General features: G+C 61.5%; 15 protein-coding genes. 4 read left to right on the forward strand and 11 right to left on the reverse strand.

The genetic code is table 11. From position 1 onward, the window contains the following. The first annotated feature begins 711 nt into the window (after positions 1-711). The 3 genes from ACOJTD_RS16850 (at position 712) to ACOJTD_RS16860 (ending at position 4,738) form a co-directional block, all read left to right on the forward strand. Entirely contained in the window at positions 712-1,278 is a 567-nt protein-coding gene (locus tag ACOJTD_RS16850) for a hypothetical protein (protein WP_420134034.1), read from the forward strand. 694 nt (positions 1,279-1,972) lie between these two features. Further along, positions 1,973-2,437 carry an H-NS family nucleoid-associated regulatory protein gene (locus ACOJTD_RS16855; RefSeq protein ID WP_420134035.1) on the forward strand — a complete coding sequence of 155 codons (465 nt, stop codon included), beginning with the start codon at positions 1,973-1,975 and terminating at the stop codon, positions 2,435-2,437. Between the two features lie 957 nt (positions 2,438-3,394). Continuing rightward, positions 3,395-4,738, forward strand: a complete 1,344-nt coding sequence (locus ACOJTD_RS16860; RefSeq protein WP_420134036.1) for a UDP-glucose dehydrogenase family protein — start codon at positions 3,395-3,397, stop codon at positions 4,736-4,738. 105 nt (positions 4,739-4,843) lie between these two features. On the opposite strand, the gene ACOJTD_RS16865 is transcribed toward ACOJTD_RS16860, so the two are convergent. Beyond that, positions 4,844-5,806, reverse strand: coding sequence for an ABC transporter substrate-binding protein (locus ACOJTD_RS16865; RefSeq protein ID WP_420134037.1), 963 nt, complete (start codon positions 5,804-5,806; stop codon positions 4,844-4,846). Between the two features lie 335 nt (positions 5,807-6,141). On the opposite strand from ACOJTD_RS16865, the gene ACOJTD_RS16870 reads away from it, so the two are divergent. Beyond that, positions 6,142-7,623: an undecaprenyl-phosphate glucose phosphotransferase gene (locus ACOJTD_RS16870; protein ID WP_420134038.1), complete on the forward strand. Its 1,482-nt coding sequence runs from the start codon at positions 6,142-6,144 to the stop codon at positions 7,621-7,623. 300 nt (positions 7,624-7,923) lie between these two features. On the opposite strand, the gene ACOJTD_RS16875 is transcribed toward ACOJTD_RS16870, so the two are convergent. The 10 genes from ACOJTD_RS16875 to ACOJTD_RS16920 all read right to left on the reverse strand — a co-directional run bounded on the left by ACOJTD_RS16875 (position 7,924) and on the right by ACOJTD_RS16920 (position 19,377). Beyond that, entirely contained in the window at positions 7,924-9,375 is a 1,452-nt protein-coding gene (locus ACOJTD_RS16875) for a right-handed parallel beta-helix repeat-containing protein (protein ID WP_420134039.1), read from the reverse strand. Between the two features lie 7 nt (positions 9,376-9,382). Next, complete coding sequence (locus ACOJTD_RS16880; protein ID WP_420134040.1) at positions 9,383-10,468, reverse strand: acyltransferase family protein; 1,086 nt, start codon at positions 10,466-10,468, stop codon at positions 9,383-9,385. Positions 10,469-10,641: 173 nt separating this feature from the next. Next, on the reverse strand, positions 10,642-11,952 hold the full coding sequence (locus tag ACOJTD_RS16885; RefSeq protein WP_420134041.1) for a glycosyltransferase family 4 protein: 1,311 nt from the start codon (positions 11,950-11,952) through the stop codon (positions 10,642-10,644). Further along, positions 11,939-13,081 carry a glycosyltransferase family 4 protein gene (locus ACOJTD_RS16890; RefSeq protein WP_420134042.1) on the reverse strand — a complete coding sequence of 381 codons (1,143 nt, stop codon included), beginning with the start codon at positions 13,079-13,081 and terminating at the stop codon, positions 11,939-11,941. The genes ACOJTD_RS16885 and ACOJTD_RS16890 overlap by 14 nt, the downstream gene beginning before the upstream one ends. Continuing rightward, positions 13,062-14,441: a hypothetical protein gene (locus ACOJTD_RS16895; protein WP_420134043.1), complete on the reverse strand. Its 1,380-nt coding sequence runs from the start codon at positions 14,439-14,441 to the stop codon at positions 13,062-13,064. The genes ACOJTD_RS16890 and ACOJTD_RS16895 overlap by 20 nt, the downstream gene beginning before the upstream one ends. After that, complete coding sequence (locus ACOJTD_RS16900; RefSeq protein WP_420134044.1) at positions 14,438-15,568, reverse strand: acyltransferase family protein; 1,131 nt, start codon at positions 15,566-15,568, stop codon at positions 14,438-14,440. Before ACOJTD_RS16900 ends, ACOJTD_RS16895 begins: the two co-directional genes overlap by 4 nt. Next, the gene (locus tag ACOJTD_RS16905) at positions 15,565-16,722 is read right to left on the reverse strand and encodes a glycosyltransferase (protein ID WP_420134045.1); all 1,158 of its coding nucleotides are present in this window, start codon (positions 16,720-16,722) and stop codon (positions 15,565-15,567) included. Before ACOJTD_RS16905 ends, ACOJTD_RS16900 begins: the two co-directional genes overlap by 4 nt. After that, the gene (locus ACOJTD_RS16910) at positions 16,719-17,372 is read right to left on the reverse strand and encodes a class I SAM-dependent methyltransferase (RefSeq protein ID WP_420134046.1); all 654 of its coding nucleotides are present in this window, start codon (positions 17,370-17,372) and stop codon (positions 16,719-16,721) included. The genes ACOJTD_RS16905 and ACOJTD_RS16910 overlap by 4 nt, the downstream gene beginning before the upstream one ends. After that, complete coding sequence (locus ACOJTD_RS16915; protein WP_420134047.1) at positions 17,369-18,196, reverse strand: glycosyltransferase family 2 protein; 828 nt, start codon at positions 18,194-18,196, stop codon at positions 17,369-17,371. Before ACOJTD_RS16915 ends, ACOJTD_RS16910 begins: the two co-directional genes overlap by 4 nt. Next, positions 18,193-19,377: a glycosyltransferase family 4 protein gene (locus ACOJTD_RS16920; protein ID WP_420134048.1), complete on the reverse strand. Its 1,185-nt coding sequence runs from the start codon at positions 19,375-19,377 to the stop codon at positions 18,193-18,195. Before ACOJTD_RS16920 ends, ACOJTD_RS16915 begins: the two co-directional genes overlap by 4 nt.

A 19,377-nucleotide genomic window follows, 5' to 3' on the forward strand; every position in this document is an offset into this window, starting at 1 on the left:
TCCATCGTTCAGCGAACGCAAGAAATGTCGCTTCGACTAATTTGTCGAGGTGAACACGGCGTCTGGCGGTTTACACAAAACCTCGTAGTAGTACGTAGTTCATGTCGTCGCAGGGGGGGAGGGCTGTCATCCTGAGCACAGAGAGGCGTGCGACGAAAACCCGGCGGTATTATCAAGATAATAAATGTCGCCACGTCGCTGTGTATGAATTTGCGATTTATTTTATGTCGATCGATTTATATTTATCGTCGAATTTAAATTGATATCAATCGCAAAAAGTCGCTGTGAATTAGGTGTTTCTCGCGCCGTCAACGTCGACGCTCCGCCTGATTCAATCGATCTTGTTCATCTTCCCCGTGATTTGTTCATGTTCGAAATCACCGTCGATACGTGGCGCGAACCTTGCGACGTCGGCGCCATTCTTCGAGCAAAATTCTAATGCATCTACTGAATAGGAGCGTTCGCGATGACGCGAATGGACTCGACTTTTTTGGAAGTTTACGCAAGCATCATACGCGCTGAGCAACTCGCCGCACTCTGGGCTCGCGCTGGAGCTTAGTCGTTGCCAGCTTTCGCCGGGAGAGGAAGCAGAGCAGGGATGCTCGACCAGGACAACACACTCGCGATTCGCGGACCGGACATCAGATCGCCTGATCGCGATAGCGGGCGCGTCCGTTTCTTTGCAGGTTCAGGGGAAGTTCCAAGTTTTCGATGTCGCATAAAGAGTACAACTTCGACCCACACGCGATCCCGGCCGATGTATTGGCCGCGATCGGCGAGATTGCGGTCGCGGCGGCTCACACCGAGTACGTCGTCGAGCTTGCGATCCGAGGATGCGGGCGTGGTGATGCCACGACCGGCAGAGGAGTGACGACACGCGCGGCAACACGTTCGCTCGAGGATGCATTGAGCCGTCTCGGCGAGAGTCCGATTGCCGACGATGATCGCGATCATCTCGGCGAACTCCTGGATCAGATCAGCTACGGATTCGAACGTGCTGTGATCTACATTCACAACTCGATCTGTCTCGATCCTGAAACCGGCGAGTGTCTGATTGCGACGCGCGGCGCGCGCGGCGAGTTGAGCGGCGAATTGATTCCAGTCACGGCTGCTGAAATTCGCGCGGAGGCTGACTACATCTACCAGGGCGGCATCGCGTTGCTCGCTTTCCTGATGCAGAAAAAACTTTTGCCGACGTTGCGTCGCTCTGTGCGGCCACCTGCGCAGAAAGGGCAGCCGTCAAAGAAGCGACGAGATCGTCGAGCTGTCGGTGAATGATAGTCGGATCGGCTTGGAGAGTGTCGGCTCAGGGCGGTTGTGTCGAGGATTACACTCATCGTTCGCTGAGACCGTGCCACAAAGGTGCCGCGCTGGTCGGCGTCTTGGTGATGGGGGCAGAGCGTGAGTTATCGAGGGGTAGTTAAATTGCTTCGGCGTGAGTAGGTCCGTGCGTTCGATACGAGTTCGGCTTGTGCAGGGGGTGAGGAATTCAACCAAGCGGGGCCCCGCTAAAGTGCAGGGGGCTTTACGCGGAACACGCAGTTTTGTTCCGCATCACAGCAACCGATTAAGCGTTGGGGTATTCACTACATCGGGGCGACAAAGTGAGCGCGATTATTAAATAGTCGAGCCGGAACTCTTGCCAGAAGTAAAATGAGTAGCGTCGCAGTCGAGATGGTTAGCGGAGAATAACGATGAGCCCTGAGAAGAAAGTTCTGCGTGCGGTGCAGCACGTTGGGGGCCTCGAATTATGCCCCACCGCTACGAAAAGTTTGCTCGTGTTAAGCGATTATCGTCATTATTTAGACGTATAGTTGCAGGTCGCGACTTTGTATAATAACGCACATACCGCTTTCTCATCCCATAGCCACCGAGTTGCAGCACGACGAGCTGTTCTACTTCGGAGAAGCAACAAGACGCCCAAGCCATGCCACGTGGAAATAGCAGGCAAGAACCAGTCGGAGGGTCGATCATGAGGGTGCACTATCTGCGCTCTACAGCCGCGGACGCGGTGGGCGGCGGATCGGATAAGCGCAACAGCCGCCTGGAAGCCGCGTGGAAGACGCTGGATCCGGCCGTGATGACAGTGGACGAGCTACTGATGTTCCACGAGCGGGTGGGGCAGGCGTTGTGCACTAAGCTTCAGTCGCTGAGCTCCAAGGTCCGTTCGGATCAGGAAAAGCTTCAGGCGCACTTGTCTCGGCTCCGGTCGGGGCTCGTGACGGTGAATGAACCTGAGCCTGAGGTGCAGGAGAAGCCGGCGCGGCGTCCGTACCCGACCGTCTATCCCAAATATCGCAGTCTCAAGAATCCTTCGCTGACCTGGGCCGGCCGCGGAAAGCAGCCGCGTTGGCTGTTGGCCGAAATGAAGGACGGCAAGACCCTCAGCGACTTCCTGATCGACAAGCCCAGCAACAAGCGCCGAAAGGCGCGCTGACGCAGGTTCCGGTCAGGGCCAGGTTGTCCACTCTCTGAGGGCCGCGGCGACATGCTGCGGCCCTTCGCTTTTTGGAGAAGGACAGAAACTCACGCACGCCTCATACCGAGACGTTCGAGGACCGGGCACTGCCGCGCAGGATGCGATAGGCGCTGCCCCGACCGGATCGCGCCCCCGAACCGGCAAAGCTCTACTCTACGTTCCGCTCTGCTCTTGGAGCAGTTCCGCGGAACAGCGAAGCAGCTCAATCAAGGCGTGTGCACTGCTTGCTTCGCAGCCCGCCCGGATGGCCTCGGCACACCACTGGGATGTCAGAGCGGACCGGGGAGGCAGTCTCTGAGCTGTTTCGAGGTTCTTCGCTCATCTGGAATTAAGACACTCGCGATGCCGATTGAGGCGGCGCTTGTCCACCGCAGGCGGCCAACTGACCTTGCTCGATATGCGACAAAACGTCGCATATCGAGTGGCGTGCCTCATGTTGTGAAGCGTAATTCATCGAACGAGCGCGTCGATCGAGGGGAGCGAACGCGTGTATCGTTTTACTCAATGTTATCTGGAGTGCATCGAAAGCATGCTTTAAATCGCCGTTCTTTTAATCATGCTTGGCGAACACATAAGGCATTTATTGTGATCACTTTTGCACGGTCGTTTATCCGATATTGCGTCGTGCGGCCTGGTTTGCTCTTGGCGCGGTGTCGAGCAACCGGAACGACAATTTCCGCGAATCTCTGCCCGCCTCTGCTGATTTCGGGTGGGTATTCCCGTTGCTAATGCGGTAATTTAAAAATTAAATCTGTCGCATCGTATTATATTGTGCTGCGCACACATTTTATTTAATGATCGAGATTGAGTTCCCGGCAGATCTCTTCAGAGCCGATCAAGGCTTGGAGATTGCGCATGTCCGGTTGAACGAAGCGGTCCGGATTGACGTCATTGATGCAGCAGAAAAGGTAGCCGATGCGTATAGCGATGATTGGGACAGGCTATGTGGGCCTGGTGTCCGGGGCGTGCTTTGCCGATTTCGGTCATAGCGTCGTCTGTGTCGACAAGGATGCCAACAAGATCGCCGCTTTGCATCGTGGCGAGATCCCGATCTACGAACCGGGCTTGGACGAGTTGGTGGCCACGAACGTCAGGGCCGGACGACTCGGCTTCACCACCGACCTGACCGCGCCGGTGGGCGATGCAGATGCTGTGTTCATCGCGGTCGGAACACCGTCACGGCGTGGCGACGGTCATGCCGACCTCAGCTATGTTTATGCGGCGGCGCGTGAAATCGCGGCTGCCCTGAAAGATTTCACCGTTGTGGTGACAAAGTCGACGGTGCCGGTGGGCACTGGCGATGAAGTCGAGCGGCTGATCCGCGATGCGCGTCCGAATGCCGATTTCGCCGTGGCCTCTAACCCGGAATTCCTGCGCGAGGGTGCGGCGATCCGCGACTTCAAATTCCCGGATCGTATCGTGATCGGCACCTCCGACGAGCGCGCGCGCAAGGTTCTCGGCGAGATTTATCGGCCGCTGTCGCTCAATCAGGGACCGCTGCTTTACACGACCAGGCGAACCGCCGAATTGATCAAATATGCAGCCAACGCCTTCCTTGCGACCAAGATCACGTTCATCAACGAAATGGCCGATCTGGCCGAGCGGGTGGGTGCCGACGTCCAGGATGTCGCTCGCGGCATTGGGATGGACAATCGCATCGGTCCGAAATTCCTGCATGCCGGACCGGGTTTCGGCGGATCGTGCTTCCCAAAGGATACGCGTGCGCTGGTGAAGATCGGCCTCGATCACGAGACCCCGCTGCGGATCGTCGAGGCCGTGCTGGCCGTGAACGATAACCGAAAGCGCGCAATGGCCCGCAAGGTCTCTCAGGCTCTTGGCGGGCAGCTGCGTGGCAAGACGGTCGCCTTGCTAGGGCTGACCTTCAAACCTGACACCGACGACATGCGCGAAGCTCCCTCGATTCCGCTGGTTACTGGCTTGATGGATATGGGGGCGCGCGTCCGTGCCTTCGATCCTGCCGGCATGACACAGGCGCGCGAAGAACTGCCGGATATCACCTATTGCGAGGACGCCTATCATTGCGCCCATGGCGCGGATGCGCTGGTGATCGTCACCGAGTGGGTTCACTTCCGCGCCCTGGATCTGGTTCGATTGAAGCAGGCAATGAGACAGCCGGTGATCGTCGATCTCCGTAACGTTTATCGCCCCGAGCAGATGAGCGAATCCGGTTTTGCCTATTTCAGCATCGGGCGGGCGCATCACCGTACGACGATCGTGCCGGAGCCGGTTCCGGCCTAATTCGGATAACACGCTCCAATCGGGCGCACTTGATCTGGACGCCCGATTGGAAGTGTTGAGAAGCTGTTCATGGATTAAATCGCCCGGGACCGCTGCATCCGCGGCTTATTTTATAAAGCCGAACGTGGAATCAGCTTGCTCGAGACTTTCCCGTGGTGCGACGACAGTTGCGGACGCTTCCTCGCGTGACCGGCGATAGGCGTCGCGAAGCAATTGATAATCGACCGATTGCGGCAGAGGCACGGTCTCCTCGCCGACCTTCGCAAAGATCAACACGTCGCGCAGTGTTCGCCAGCGGCTGTCGTCATAGTCGCCGATCCGGCCTCCCGTCGGCAGCACCAAATCACGCTGCTGCTCAAGATCGAACCGCACGCGTTCGTCCCGCAGTCGGCCAGGATCACTGCCGACGATGAGCGGCACGCTTCGCGCGTAATCGGCGTAGACGAATTTCCAGCCGTCGATCAGGGCTTCGAGGATTGCCTGCACGTCGGCGCGGTGCTCCTGCAGCACCTGGGTGCTAGTGAAATAAACCAGACCGGGAACGTGAATGGCAAAGTCCTGTGGGGCCATTCGGTTGGTGCGGATGAAGTCGGGATCGGACGGCTGTGGCAATCGATCGATGGATGTGATGATGGCATCCACTCGTCCGGAACGCAGGGCCTCGACAGAATCTGCTCCGTTGAGCTTATCGATGCGGCTGCGTGGGAGGCCTAGCTGCGTCAGCAACGCGTCGACGATCAGGTCGCCTTCGCTTCCTTTGCGATAGCCAATCGTTTTGCCGATCAGATCGGAGGGGCGGCGCAGGCCCGACGCTTCCCGCGTGAGGATCACCGTCGGTGTTTCCAGCAGGCTGGCAGCGAACGCCGTGACCGGCACGCCTCGCCAGGCGGCAGTTAAAAAGCGCGATCCAGTCGTCACCCCGATCGCGCCGCGCCGAGCGACGGTCGCGACGAAATCGGAAGCGTTTGGTTCGGCTCGCACATCGAAGTGATCGGGCATCAGCCCGTTGCGGAGGGCGACGATCTCGCCGGCGAAACGCGGGCCTATCTCGCCGTCGATCAAGAGCACCGATGGCGCCGAATCACTTCGCTTGGCGCTGCGCAACGAGGGGATTTCGGAGGGAAGTGGAGTGGACTCCGGTCGCATGATTGACCAGCCACACCCGAGCAGTGCCGCGATTGCGAGTGCGCCTGCTGCGATCCGCAACTGTCGCCGATGTGTTCGCTTTTTATTCTGCTTCCGTGGCAACTTTGATCCCAAATTAAATGGTGCTTTTATTTTAAACACAAAAATTAAATAGGCAAAACGTGCGGATTGAAATATCTGTGGTGTCGGGTCGCGAGCTCAGCGAGACAATTCATGAGGTGCCTTCGCGAGCCGATCCGGAACGGAAAGTTTAATCGATGACGATCACCACTTCGAATAAACTGCCTCATCCCGACGAGTCAGCAACTGTTCGGGCGGTGCCGCTGCAGCCGGGGCGGAACTGGCTGAAACCGGCACTGATCGAACGTCTGCTGCCGGTTGCCGACGGCGTGATCAGCGTTCTGTGCGGCGTCGCCTGTGTTCTGTTCTACGATCTGTTTCCCGCCACAGGTCCTTTCACGATCGAGACCTACGCGTCCGCAAGCCTCTTGATCGGGGTGAATTTCTGCCTGTTGATGATGTTGCAGGACGGTTACCGGGTGCAGAACCTCGTCGAGCTGCCGCAGCAGATCAAGATGACGATCGCGACGTGGACGGCAGTGTTCGCTGCATTGCTCGCCATTGCGTTCGCCATGAAGGTTAGCGGCGAGTTCTCGCGGGGCGTGACGCTGTCGATGTTCGTGGTCGGTCTGATCGCTCTGCTCGGCTGGAAGGCGCTGGTATCCCGCCTGACCATCTATGCGCTGCAGTCGGGTGCCTTCGCCAACGGCCGCGTCGTCGTCATATCCGAATCCGACATGCACAAATCCTCCGACGCACTTCTCGAGTTGCGGCGGCACGGTTATCGGGTCAGCCGGACGCTCGAGATCAACGCGCACGACCTGACGTCGCCGCTGATGATGTCTGCCATCGCGCCCCGTCTCAGCGAGCTGGTCGGCTATTGCCGTCAAAACCGGATCGACCAGATCCTGCTATTGATGCGCTGGGACCGTCAGAATGCCATCGATAGTCTCCTCGACATCCTGAAGATCCTGCCGATCCCCGTCTATCTTGTGCCGGACGCGAACGTCTCCCGGTTTTTAAGTTATCCGCTCGTCAATGCCGGCAGCACCTGGACTGCCGAACTGCGACGTGCGCCGCTGAGCTGGAGCGAACGGGCGGTCAAGCGCGTGATCGATATCATCGGAGCCCTGGTGGCATTGGTCGTATTTGCGCCGGTGATGTTGGTTGCTGCGGCGCTCATCAAGCTCGGCTCGCCGGGCCCGGTGTTCTTTCGGCAGACCCGTAACGGCTTTACGGGACGGGATTTCAAGATCTTCAAGTTTCGCACGATGCGTGTGCTCGAGGACGGGCCGAAGATCGTTCAGGCGACCCGCAACGATCCACGGGTGACCTGGATTGGTGCCTGGCTGCGCAAGACTTCGATCGACGAACTGCCGCAGTTGTTCAACGTGCTCAAGGGCGAGATGTCGCTGGTCGGGCCCCGTCCACACGCCACCGCTCACAATTCCGAATACGAGCAGATCATTGCCAACTATGCGTTCCGGCACCACGTCAAACCGGGCATTACCGGCCTTGCCCAGGTCAACGGTTATCGTGGCGAAACCAATACACTGGAACTGATGCAGATGCGGGTCGAATATGATCTCAGCTATATCGATAACTGGAGCGTGATGCTCGACATCGCGATTCTCTTAAAGACGCTGCTGGTCGGCTTCCATCAGCCCTCCGCGTATTAGAGCGTCTTCGTCTCGATTTGATAGCGCGTGCTGCCTGGTACCTTGCGCAGCTCCGACTTGCACTTGATGTTGAGCTGGTATCGTCTCGATCAGCACCAAATCTCTAAAGGAGTGGAGAGTTCAGGTGTAGCCGCGCTGAGCGCCCGCGCGGTGGACTCCTCGAAAGCACGTGCTGCCGACCGGGTCTTGTTCGATGCGGTTGCAGTGATCGCAGATCATGCGACCATGAGGCTCTCGGCACGACCAATGGGGGTCCGAAATCGACTGAGCCTTCCCCCGAGCGCCGTGCGCGAATTCGCCTTATTGCTTGCAGGCAGAGGAACCCTCGCTCAGCCGCGAAGTTGCGGCGATGTCGACCGTGCCGCCGCGCGGGAAGCGATTTCCGGATACGATGGTGTCCGCAAGCGTCGAATCGACGCTGACAAGGGCGGCGTTGGCAGGAGCTGCAACGTCGATCACGTTGTCGGTAAAGACTGTGCATCGCGTTGTTCGCAGCCGGGTGCCGGGCTCGAGCTGCACCACGCGTCCGCCGGCCGGCCTCTCTCCGCGGAATCGATTGCCGATGATCTGGTTGCCGTTTCCGCCGTGGATCCGAAGGATCCAGGGCTGATAGGTCGCGTCCATCCAGCTGAACTCGTTATCGGCGATGACGTTGCGCGTTGCGCCTGGAGCGAAGATCAAAATGCCGCCCGCGGCGTTATCGACGAAGCTGTTGCGGACGATGCGATTGCCCGAGATCTCGGCATCGCCCTTGACGATCTGGATCGCCATGCGCGGACCGTTACGGAAGGTGTTGCCTTCGATCAGCGTGTTCGTGACCTGCTGCCAGATGACCGGTTCGCCGGGCCGGATTTTAATGCGGTTGGGCTCGAGATCGATCTCAGCCGACTCGTACACCGCAGGCGAGTATTTCGGATAGGCATCTGGCGCGGCGCATGGTTCACCCTTGGCCGGACGTGGTTCGCAGACGATGCCGACCTGATTGCGCTCGAACAGGTTGTTGCGCAATACGTTGCCGTCGCCATGGGCGATCATCATGCCGTTGCGAAGATTGCCGCGGACCACATTGTTCTCGATCAGATTGCCGACGGCCATCGGCTGCCCGTCGGGCGATTGACCGTGCGGCCACCGCAGCTTGCCGTTGCCGATGTCGATCGCGCCCGGATAAACGGTGTTGGCGCCTAGATAAATGCCATCGCCGTCGAAATCTTCCGCCTGGACGTGGTCGACGACCCATCCCTTGCCGCCCAGGATCGCGATGCCATGGATTGCGCCGGATAATGGCATGGGGCGGCCGTCGTTCTGCGCGCGGCTGTTGCCAAGCAGCGTCAGGCGCGCAATCCGAACATCCTCGACGGAGGCGATGGCGTTCATGGCTTTCGGCAGGAACATGTGTCCGGGACGAAGCGGCGAGCGGCCTTGATGTGCGAGCGGCTGCGGCCGGAGCGTCAGGATCGAAGCGTCGCCTTCGCCTTCGATGGCGACATGCGAAGGCAGCTCGATCGAGCCGACAAGGTAACGTCCCGCAGGCACGTGGACGGTCCCCCGGATCTCGGCGGCGCGATCGACAGCTGCCTGGAAAGCATGTGTGTCGTCACTGGTCGCGTCCCCGCGGGCGCCGAATGCGCGGACGTCAAGGATGGTGCCGCCGGCTGCGAGTCGGGTCGACGCAAACGGCTGCAGAGCGAGAATTGCGCCAAGCGCAAACGCGAGGACAACAGCTTTCGACCGGACTGTCGGCAGGTGTTTCATGCTCAGTTCAGCTCCGGAAACGGGGGCGCTTCAGACGAACGGCGGTGCCGTCGAGGCGCGCGGGTAGCCACGCCATCAGCGGGCGCTCGATTCCAACGTGAAATGCGAGGCCGGCCGCCACCGCACTCCCGACCACAAGGCTGAAGATGAACCAGTCCGGGATGGGAATGTGACTCTGAAGGCGCGTAAGAGCCTTGCAGGCTGCCGAGACGACCGGATAGTGCACCAAATAGATAGCGTAGGACGCGTCGCCGAGCAGCCGGGCAAAGGCGGGTATTGCGAAGCCCGAGCCTCGCTCCAGCGTGGCGGCTCCGCCGACGGTGAGCGCTGCGCCGATGCCGTAGATCCAGACCACGACCATGGATTTTTCGTAGAGGCCGATTGCAAGCGCGGCCCAGTTCGTAAGGAAGATCACAACACCCAACGCGAGCATGGCGTGTGGCGCCGGCACTGCATTGCGCCGATACAGCAGTGCGGCGGCGATGCCGAAGCCGAACAACAGGTTGTAGCCAGATACGACGCGCTCGAGCGGGGCCGGGAGTGCCACAAGCTGTCCCGTCATGATCACGGCGAGCGCGGCGCCGGTGATCATCCAGCGCCAGTGCGGCACGAGCAAAATGACGGCGAATGCGCCGTAGAACAGAATCTCGTGGCGTAACGTCCATTCCACCGACAGAAGCGACGGACCACCCCACGGCAGGATCAGAAAATCTTTCATGATGATCCAGGGCAGCTCGGCAGCGGCGATGCGATCCTGTGGGATTAGCAGGAACAGCACCGCTTGCGATGTCAGCACGACCCACAGCGCGGGATAGATGCGACGAAACCGTTTCCAAAGAAACGGCAGCACGACATTGCTGCGGCCGAGGTCGCGCGCATGGGCCGTGACCATCACGAACCCGCTGAGGACGAAGAAGTAATAAACGCCTGCTTCGCCGGGCCCAAAGATCGGAAAGATGTCACGGCCGAGATATTTCGGCAATCCGAGCGTCGTTTCTGCGTGAAACAGTACGACCGCGAGCGCAGCAAAGGCACGGCCGATTTGTAGCGTCTCGATCGAAGCTTTGACCGACAGCCTGGGCGAATTTTCCATGAAGATCTTTGCAATCCGCCGATCCTGACCATAAAAGGATCGGAATGAGAGACGCGCACGGAGATTAGAAAGGCGTCGATAAGGGGCGGCCACGGGACAGATGCTGGTTGCATCGACGCGCTCGGCGATCGCATTTCGAAATCGTGATTACATGCGAGGGAGGTCGCTCGCCATCATCGCCAAAGCTGCTGGCCGGTGCTGTCGGATGAACGCGGCAACGAAGCGGATCTTGCCTTGCTAAGACTCTTGCTTCGATCGGACAGAACGCGAGCGTACAAGGCTTCAAGTCCGTCGAGATGGCGGTTCATCGTGGCGGGAGCCTGCCAATAGCGCCGATAGGCGGCCGCGCCCAGCGCTTCGACCAGCCTGTCGTTGGTGGCGAGGCGGGAGAACAAGTGGGCCAGCGCAGCGGCATCGCCGTTTTCGAACAGCAGGCCCGTCACGCCCGGTTCGATGGCTGCGGCCGGTGCGGTCTCAGTCGCCGCGATCACCGGCACCCCTGCGCTCAGGGCCTCCGGCACAACCATGCCCTGGGTTTCTCGCCACAACGAGGGCACCACTACCGCGCGGCTCGCACGAATGGTTTTGCCGACGTTCTCAGCGGTCAGCCAGCCGGTGATCGTTGCCGACGGCGATATCCGCGCGACATCGTCCCGCAACTCACCATCGCCGACCAGGACCAGCGATACGCCGGCGCGCTCCGCAGCGGCGGCGGCAAGCAGCACGCCTTTCTCGCGGGAGAAGCGTCCGACATAGGTGAAATGTTTCGACTGTGCCGGCACGGCCGGGCCGTGATCCGCGACATCGATCGGATTGGGAACGACGATCATCTCCAGGCGGGGGGAAACGAAAGGCCGCATGATGCGGAGCGAATAATCGGTCACGCAGACCGCTGCGGCGAGCACCGTCGAGGCTCTGGCGATATGGGTCAAAGTGACCTGCCGCGCGACCCGCCAGAGCTTGTGGGCGCGCGCACGCGCGTCGCAGCCGGCCGCAAGGCATCCGGGCGACATCGGTGTACGGGTGCACGCCTTACCGCTCGGAAAATCGTGTAGCGCCGCGTTCGGGCACACGAAGCCGTAATCATGAAGGGTCGCGATCACGGGATGACCCGAGCGGCCGGCGGCAGCGAATACGCTCGCTGACAGCGCCTTCGACCAACTGTGAATGTGCACGATCGTGCGCCCGCGTTGTGCACTCGCCAACAGGCTTGCGATCTGCTGCGCGGCAGTGGCGTTCCAAAGCCCTTGCGCCGCCATTGTGATCCGGCGGCCACTTGCGAGATCTGCCTGACCAAGCAGATGAACGTCGATACCTGCATCGATCAGTTCGGGCGCGGTCGGTCCCATCGCGGCAAATACCGTGACGCGATGGCCACGTCGGGCCAATCCGATGGCGGACTGCAGCGCAACCTTCGATGCACCGCCGCCGGGGAAGGCGCGATCGTTGACGACGACCACATGCGGCAGGTCAACGCGGCGCAAGTCGTTTCTCCTGTGCCACCTGGCGATAGACCTCCACGGTCCGGCGCACGCAGGTTTCCCAGTTCAGGCGGCGCGCCTGCAGTCGCCCGCGCTCCCGCAGCGCGTTGCAGAAGGCTGCGTCGGTCGCGAATTTCATCAGCGCGACCGCGAGGTCATCGCTGCGCCGCGGGTCGACATAGACGGCGGCATCCCCGCCCACCTCCGTCATCGGCGCCATGTTCGACGTGGCGACAGGACAACCGGATGCCATCGCTTCGAGGATCGGCAAGCCAAATCCTTCATACAGCGACGGATAGAGGAAGGCCGTGGCGCGCGCATACAATGCTCTCAACACCGCGTCTGAAACATAGCCGAGTTCGACCACGCGCTCGGCGATACCCGTCGCAGCAATCGCCTTGATGTCTTCGGCAGTATCCCATCCGCGTGCGCCGGTGAGAACAAGCCGATGTGGAAGCCGGCTGGCGACATTGGCGAAACCGGCAATCACCCGGGCGAAGTTCTTTCGCGGACTCAGAGAGCCGGTGAACAGGAAGAACGGGCGTTCGGACAGAATCGGTGGCAGTTCCTCGAACGTCTCGTTGCTCGGAGGCGAGAAGAATTCTTCGCCGACTCCTTCCTCGATCACGTGGATTCTGGCAGCCGCCGCGGCGCCGCCGAACGCCATGACCTCGTCGGCCGTCGATCGCGACACGCAGATGATCGCAGCCGCGCGCCGGGCCGCGGCGGCAATCGACGAGCGCAGCAGCCAGGGCCTCGCTTTGCCGAAATACTCGGGATGAACCAGCACGCCGAGGTCGTGATAAGTGATGATCCATGGTTTGGCGGTGGCGATTGGATAGTCGACATCCAGCGAATGGATGAGATCGACGTCGTCGAGCCAGCGTTCCAGGCGCGGCATCGGCGATCCCGCTGCCCACATCGACGCCAGAACGCGCCGGGTAAGCGGCAAACGGCGGAACCCGCTTTTTGTAAGCCAGTCGGGTTGGTCCTCGCCGAAATCCGAGACCGATGAGATCGGCACGGTCTGGATGCCATGCGCAGCCAGGCCGCTGTGGATCTCGTGGGAATACCGACTGAGCCCGAATCGTGCGCGCCGCGCAAAATTGTCACTATGAAGCGCGACGCGCATCTGCGGAAACTCTCACTCTGATAGGTCTTGGTTGTCTGGCTGGAGCTGCTGCGGTCGTCATCGCCGTGATCATCCCGATGAAGATCATGATGTGGTTCAACAACTCCTCCGAAAGCACGGCGTGATTGTCCGCGAACACGATGAAGGCAAGCGCAAGAACTCCGCCGCTAGTGATAGGTCGGATTGTTTTCGGAGCGATGAAGCCGCGGTGGACGACCCAGATCCAGAAGGCCGCCATGACAAGGAAACCGAAGATTCCGAAGAAGTAGATGTAGAGCAGATAGCCGTTGGAGACGAAGCCATCGAGAATCTCGGATGGAATATCGACGTTGAAACGCGTGAGCTTCTGGATCTCGAGGCCCACGCCGGTGAACAACAGCGTCGGGTCTTGGACCAGCATCTCCCAGAAGCGCTGAGGTCCTTCGCTCAGCCGGGCGCTGACGTTTGCTTCGTCAACGCCGGCCGAGAGATTTCCAAGCCGGTCGAGCAGGGCGCTGGGATCGACGAAGATCAAAATCGGGGCGATCAAGGCGATGCCGAGGAGCAGGCGCGGTAGCGCGCGTTCAGGTGCCGTCGTCATCACATAGCCGAGGCCGACGAGGCCGGTCGCGATGATGACCTGACGCGAACCACAGGCAAGCGCGACCACGGCGAGACAAGCTGGCACCACATAGTTGAGCAGCTTCCCGCGGCGATCGGTCACGCTGATCAGCCAGTAGTTGAGCGCCGCCATGAGGGCGACGATGCCGAAAGTGTTCGGCGAGCCGAATGGTCCAGATACGCGGCCGAGCGCACTCAATACTTCCGCGGCCGCGACACTACCGCTCTGGTCGGCGGCTTCGTCGCCCGCGCCGTAGAACAGGCGGACCAGCGCGGCATTCCAGTCCGAGCTCGACTTTTCGAGGATCGCGATCGCGGCGAGAACGATGAGCCCAATCGCGATGCCGAGTCGAAGACCGTTGCGTTCCGCCGGTGTGGCGCCGCGGAGCAAGAAAGCGCCGAGCACGATCGTGATCATCGCGAGGCCGGTGTGGCCAAGATTCCATACCATCTCTGGATAGAAGCCATAAGTCAGCGTCGGCAGAAGTGTGCCGAAGATCGTGAGGATCCCGATGAACAGGACACTCCAGGGCGGCACTTGCTGAGGCCAGGCGGCCGGGCCAGGGCGCGTCAAAGCGATCGTCCAGATCAGGCAGACGGCGACGTCGAACAGATAGACCGGGATCGGTCCAATCAGGCCACGCAGCAGTGGCAGGCCGGTGATGAGGAAGCCCCACCCGAAGAACAGCCACGATGTCCGGGAAGCCCGCGCCCAGCAAAGGAAGGCAAGTACCGCGAGAAAGACTGGAAGCGATTTCATTTGGAGCCTCGAAAGCCTTCCGGCGCAGCGGCGAGCGTCGCGCTCGTTGCCTTTGAGCCGGTTCGTCGCCCAAGCCAGGTTAGTAGGGGGCGTTCAAACCAAAGGTAGACGGCGATAGACATCAGCACCGAGCTGGCTACGGCAAGCGTGAAATAAGCGGCGACGGAATTGAGATGAAGGCTCGACCACACCACCCCCACGGCGCGCAATGTAAACAGGTGAGACAAGTAGAGCGCATAGGAGGCGTTGCCGAACAGCACCAGGACGCGACTCCAGCGCCGATCCGGAAGATCGCGGCCGAGCACCGTCGCCGCAACGATGGCGGCTGCAGGAACGCCCCAGAAGAACCACCGATCCTGAAACGCGTTCAACCCAGCCTGATTGCCGACGGATAGCGCCAGTAAAGCGCCCACGACCATCGCAGTACGCGTGATACCCGACATCCGAACATTCGCGAGATACATCCGGCCGATAAAGATGCCGAACAAAAACTCAACCGTGATCGGAAAGCCCCAGGCATCGAGCTGATCGCCGACCGCATTTGGAAACAGCAGGCGCGGGACCATCAGCGCGAACAGAATAGCCACAATCGCGGTTAGACCGATCGCGCGGCGGAAAAACAAACCGAAAGCGAACACAATATAGAAGAGGATTTCGAAGTTCAGTGTCCAGCCGACCGAGAGCGGCGGGACAAGCCCGCCCGAGGGCGCACGCCACGGCACGAAGAGGAGGGAGGCGGTTATGTGCGGAAGGGACAGCTGGGTCGACTGGACGCGGTCGGGGAGAACGACGACGGTGAGCACCGCCAGCAGGGTGAAGGCCCAATAAAGCGGCGCGACGCGGATCAGCCGGCGCCGGATGAACGCGGCAGCCGCGCCAGGGTGTCCGAACTGATCGGCCGCCATCATGTACATCACGAATCCCGAGATCACGAAGAAGATGTCGACACCGGAGTGCCACGGCAGGCCGGTCGGATCGTCGAACGGCGCGAGGCCTGGAATTCGGCCGCGCCGCAGCGCGTCTTGCAGATGGCCGATCAGAACCATCGCGGCGGCGACGAAACGCAGGAATTGCACGCTGCGGATCGTCGCGCGTTCTCCGCTCGCCGGTCGGGAAACGGGGCTCATCTCGCCTCCCGCCGCCACAGCCGCTCGATCCTGTCGGCCACGGTGAGATACAACGTGTCCCAATTGCGCGTCGCGGCGACGGCGCGCCGGCTCAGGGTCAGTTCGGGGCGCGGGTTGGCGATGCGCTCAGCGACGAGCCGAACGAAGTCGTCGGCATTGGCGGCGAGTTCGACAACCGGCCGCAAGGGTTCGAGCGACCGTAGTGCGACCGAGACGATTGGTCGACCGGTCGCCAGATACTCGATCACCTTGAGCGGGTCGGAACGGTGGCGGAGCTCGTTGATAAGGTGCGGCTGAATGCAGACATCGAACGCGCGAAGATAGATCGGCACCTGGCGATGCGGCACCGCGCCGATGCGGACCAGTCCGGAAATGGCAGCGAGCCGATGCTCGACCTCCGGCTTCACCGGCCCGACGATAACGACCTGCTTCGGCCACTTTGCCGCGAGGCGCGCGAGCAGGTCGAAATCCATCCACGTCGCCACCAATCCGACGAAGCCGATGCGCGGATGCGGGATATCCGGCAGCGGATCATCCTTCGCACCATCGTCGAAAAACATGCTGTCGACGCCATTCGAAACCGGCGTCACCGGCGTCGACGCCAGGCCGCAGAGCTTGGTGCGCAGCTCCTCGCTGGTCGTGAAGATCTGGTCCGCTTGCTCCGCAAGACGCTGCTCGCGCCGGCGTGTCAGTGCGCGCTCGGCGTCCGAGGTTGCGTAATAGTCGTAGTCGTCGGTGACGTCATAGACGACGCCGCGTGGCTTGAGACGCTCCAACGTGTGGATCGAGGCGGGCAGGCGGCACCAGACCAGCGGGCTCCCGAATCCGAGCCGAGCCGTTTCGCGCTTGATCGCCCGGGCAAACCGCTGCCCGTTGATTGCGCCAACTAGCGGCGAGGTGCGCGAGCCCGGGATCTGCAGCGGCAGCTCCATGACGGTGATCCCAGGCTCGACTTCCTTGGGCGGGGCGGAGCGCAGCGCCGATTTCACGCGTGCCCGGATTGCGACGGGGTTCTCGACATAGAGAACACGGGCACCGTCGGCTGCCAGCCGGCGCGCGAAATGGTTCTGCCGCGTCCAGACGCCGTGCCACGGGGGCGACTGCAGCCAGATCACGTCGAGCCCCGTGAAGCGGCCGTGTCGTATGGTGGTCATTCGGGGACCGTGCATTCGAAGAAGTAGTGATAGCTGTAGTCCGGGCAGAACCACTGGCGTTCGATCCGCAGATGCCGCCGGATCACTTCGGCAGCCTGCGCGATCGAGTGGCCACGGGTCCCGAGCTCCCAATGATGCTGCCCGTCGAACACCCAGGTCTTGGGCCGCGCCAGCTTGCGTGAGAAAATGTAGCGGAAGCGATCCTTCAGGAAGCGGAAGCGCAACTCGAGCGGATAGCCCCAATGCGGCAACGAGATGATCACCGTCCGCCGCGCGACCTTGCCGAGTTCGCCGATCGCCTGGTCGAAGTCGGCAAACGGCAGATGTTCGAGCACCTGGAAGGCGCAAACCAGATCGGACGACTTGGCGGGAACGATCTCCGACAGGCGGCGGACGTCGCCGATATAGTCAGGTGCGAGTTCGGGATCGAAGTCGAAGGTCTTCACCTCGATCCCCGATTTCTGAAGCGCGGCGGTGGTCAGGCCGTTGCCGGGGCCGATCTCCAGGACCGTGCGTGGGGCGTGGCGCAGAATGGCGTCGATCTGGTACCAGTACGAGATCCAGCGCTGCAGATGCACGTAACTGGTGAATTGATAGAAGTCGGCCTCGACCTGAATATCGTGTTTGGCAGTGGTGTCACGCGGGATCATATGCCGTTGCCTTCATCTGAAAGTCGTCGTTCGAGCTCGTCGCGCGCGATGCGGTTCTGATCGTCCCAGGCCACGGCATAGCCGTTGAACGTGCCGGAAAAGACGTAGAGCGCGAAAATCAGCCCGTGCTCGCCGTAACGCCACGCGCCGCCCCAGGTCCAAGCCTTTACGGCGCGCCACATCGGCATCAACAGCAGGTGCCACCAGCGCACGAGACCGCGCTTGGCAATCTCGCGCGCGGTCGGCTGCGCGTAGTTGACGTTCTTGCCGATGCGTTCGAGGAAGCTCTCGTCGTTGAGGTGCCACATCTCGGCGGCGAGTTGGCCGACCGCCGCCGGGCCGCCGTAGACCTCGACCTGCTCATGGATTGCACCGATGAAACGATGGCGGCCTCGGCGGCCGAGCTGCACGTTGTTCCAGTTCTGCCAGCCGCCGGCGCGGAACGGCCGGTGCAGAAAGAAATTCAGCCGGCGATAGCGAAATCCGTCGAGCTTCGTCTCCGGCAGCGTCGCACTTATCTCGGCGGCAAGGCGCGGCGGGATGCGTTCGTCGATGTCCATATGCAGCAGCCAGTCGGCGCTCGCGAGCGCGGAGCCGGCATTGCGCTGCGCGGCGAAGCCGCCGGCAGGGTCGAGGCGACGTTGCAGCACGCGCACCTTCGGGCCGCAACCTTGCAGATATTCCAGCGTGCCGTCGGTCGAGCCGTCGTCCACGATGATGATCTCGTCGGCGAGGTGATCGACATTGGCTATGAAAGCCGCGATATCGCGGATCTCGTTGCGCGCGATCGCTACGACGGCGAGCGTCGGCCTTGAGGCGGTCATCGGCCGGCACTCTCGAACAGCGCCGCGAGGGTGCGGATGTGGCGCCGCGAGTCGTACTGCTCCTCCACGGTCTTGCGCGCGGCGCTCGCCATCGTGGCTGCGGTGTCGCCGACCGTAAGCGCAGCGAGCGCGGCGACGAAGCCGGGGCGATCGTCGACCGCTGACAGAATGAAGCCGTTTACGCCGGGCTCGATAATTTCGCGCGCGGCCGGCAGCGGCGAGACGATCACCGGGCGGCCAGATGCCATCGCCTCGACCACGACATTCGGCAGGCCGTCGTTGAAATCGTCCGACGCCAGCAGCGCGAACACCTGGCAGTCGCGCATGTAGCCGGTGACTTTGTCGTGGGACACCCAGCCCGGCAACTCGATCCGCTCGGAAAAATTAGTTTCGGCTGCGACCTTGCGGATCGTGTCTTCTTCCGGCCCGCGGCCAAGGATTGTGAGCCGGACGTCGACGCCTTGGGCGGCTGCGTCCGCACAGGCGCGTACGAGGCGATCGAAGCCTTTGGAGGCGGTGAGGCGGCCGGCGGACAAAATGCGCAGCGGCGGCGGCGTGGTCGCGGCGGGCTGCACCGAGAAGGTGCCGACATCGACGCCGTGATAGACGAGGTGCGATTTCGCGCGGGCGGCGGGGCCGAGGCGCGACAGCAGATACTCCATCGCAGCGCCGTTGCAGAACGTGGCAAACTGCAGGCGTTCGAAACAGGCGGCGAAGTGCCCGTTGTCGTGCGCCACCTCGTGCGCGTGAATGCTGACCGAATACGGCAGACCGGTCGCGAGGCTGGCTAGGTGAGCGCACTGCGTTGCGTAAGGCCAATGCGCGTGCAGCAGGGTGACGCCGTCGCGGCGGGCGCGGCGCGCCAGCGCCGCCGCACGGCCGAGCCGCAGCAGCCGGTTGCTCCGGTCGGTTGCAGTCCGCGCCAGCCGCTTTTCTTCGCTGAACATCGCCAGCGTGGAGATCGAGGGCAATGCGGCAGCCGCCTCGTTTCGCGAGATGTATTGCGTCGTCGCCTTCAGGCCGCGGGCCTGATCGCCGAGCAGCTCGGCGTCGCGGCCTTGGGGCTCGTCGAAGGAATAGATCTCCACCTCGTGGCCAAGCCCGATGATGTCCGCCACCTCGCGGCTGATGAACGTCTCGGATGGCCATGGGAAGCGGTGGATAACGTAGCCGATCTTCAT

Source organism: Rhodopseudomonas sp. (assembly GCF_048594845.1).
In the GTDB taxonomy this organism is placed as follows: domain Bacteria; phylum Pseudomonadota; class Alphaproteobacteria; order Rhizobiales; family Xanthobacteraceae; genus Rhodopseudomonas.

Bases quoted from the DNA above. Each gene is read 5' to 3' on its own strand.
- ACOJTD_RS16850 (WP_420134034.1), top strand. From the start codon at position 712: ATGTCGCATAAAGAGTACAACTTCGACCCACACGCGATCCCGGCCGAT.
- ACOJTD_RS16855 (WP_420134035.1), top strand. From the start codon at position 1,973: ATGAGGGTGCACTATCTGCGCTCTACAGCCGCGGACGCGGTGGGCGGC.
- ACOJTD_RS16860 (WP_420134036.1), top strand. From the start codon at position 3,395: ATGCGTATAGCGATGATTGGGACAGGCTATGTGGGCCTGGTGTCCGGG.
- ACOJTD_RS16870 (WP_420134038.1), top strand. From the start codon at position 6,142: ATGACGATCACCACTTCGAATAAACTGCCTCATCCCGACGAGTCAGCA.
- ACOJTD_RS16875 (WP_420134039.1), bottom strand. From the start codon at position 9,375: ATGAAACACCTGCCGACAGTCCGGTCGAAAGCTGTTGTCCTCGCGTTT.
- ACOJTD_RS16880 (WP_420134040.1), bottom strand. From the start codon at position 10,468: ATGGAAAATTCGCCCAGGCTGTCGGTCAAAGCTTCGATCGAGACGCTA.
- ACOJTD_RS16890 (WP_420134042.1), bottom strand. From the start codon at position 13,081: ATGCGCGTCGCGCTTCATAGTGACAATTTTGCGCGGCGCGCACGATTC.
- ACOJTD_RS16895 (WP_420134043.1), bottom strand. From the start codon at position 14,441: ATGAAATCGCTTCCAGTCTTTCTCGCGGTACTTGCCTTCCTTTGCTGG.
- ACOJTD_RS16900 (WP_420134044.1), bottom strand. From the start codon at position 15,568: ATGAGCCCCGTTTCCCGACCGGCGAGCGGAGAACGCGCGACGATCCGC.
- ACOJTD_RS16905 (WP_420134045.1), bottom strand. From the start codon at position 16,722: ATGACCACCATACGACACGGCCGCTTCACGGGGCTCGACGTGATCTGG.
- ACOJTD_RS16910 (WP_420134046.1), bottom strand. From the start codon at position 17,372: ATGATCCCGCGTGACACCACTGCCAAACACGATATTCAGGTCGAGGCC.
- ACOJTD_RS16915 (WP_420134047.1), bottom strand. From the start codon at position 18,196: ATGACCGCCTCAAGGCCGACGCTCGCCGTCGTAGCGATCGCGCGCAAC.
- ACOJTD_RS16920 (WP_420134048.1), bottom strand. From the start codon at position 19,377: ATGAAGATCGGCTACGTTATCCACCGCTTCCCATGGCCATCCGAGACG.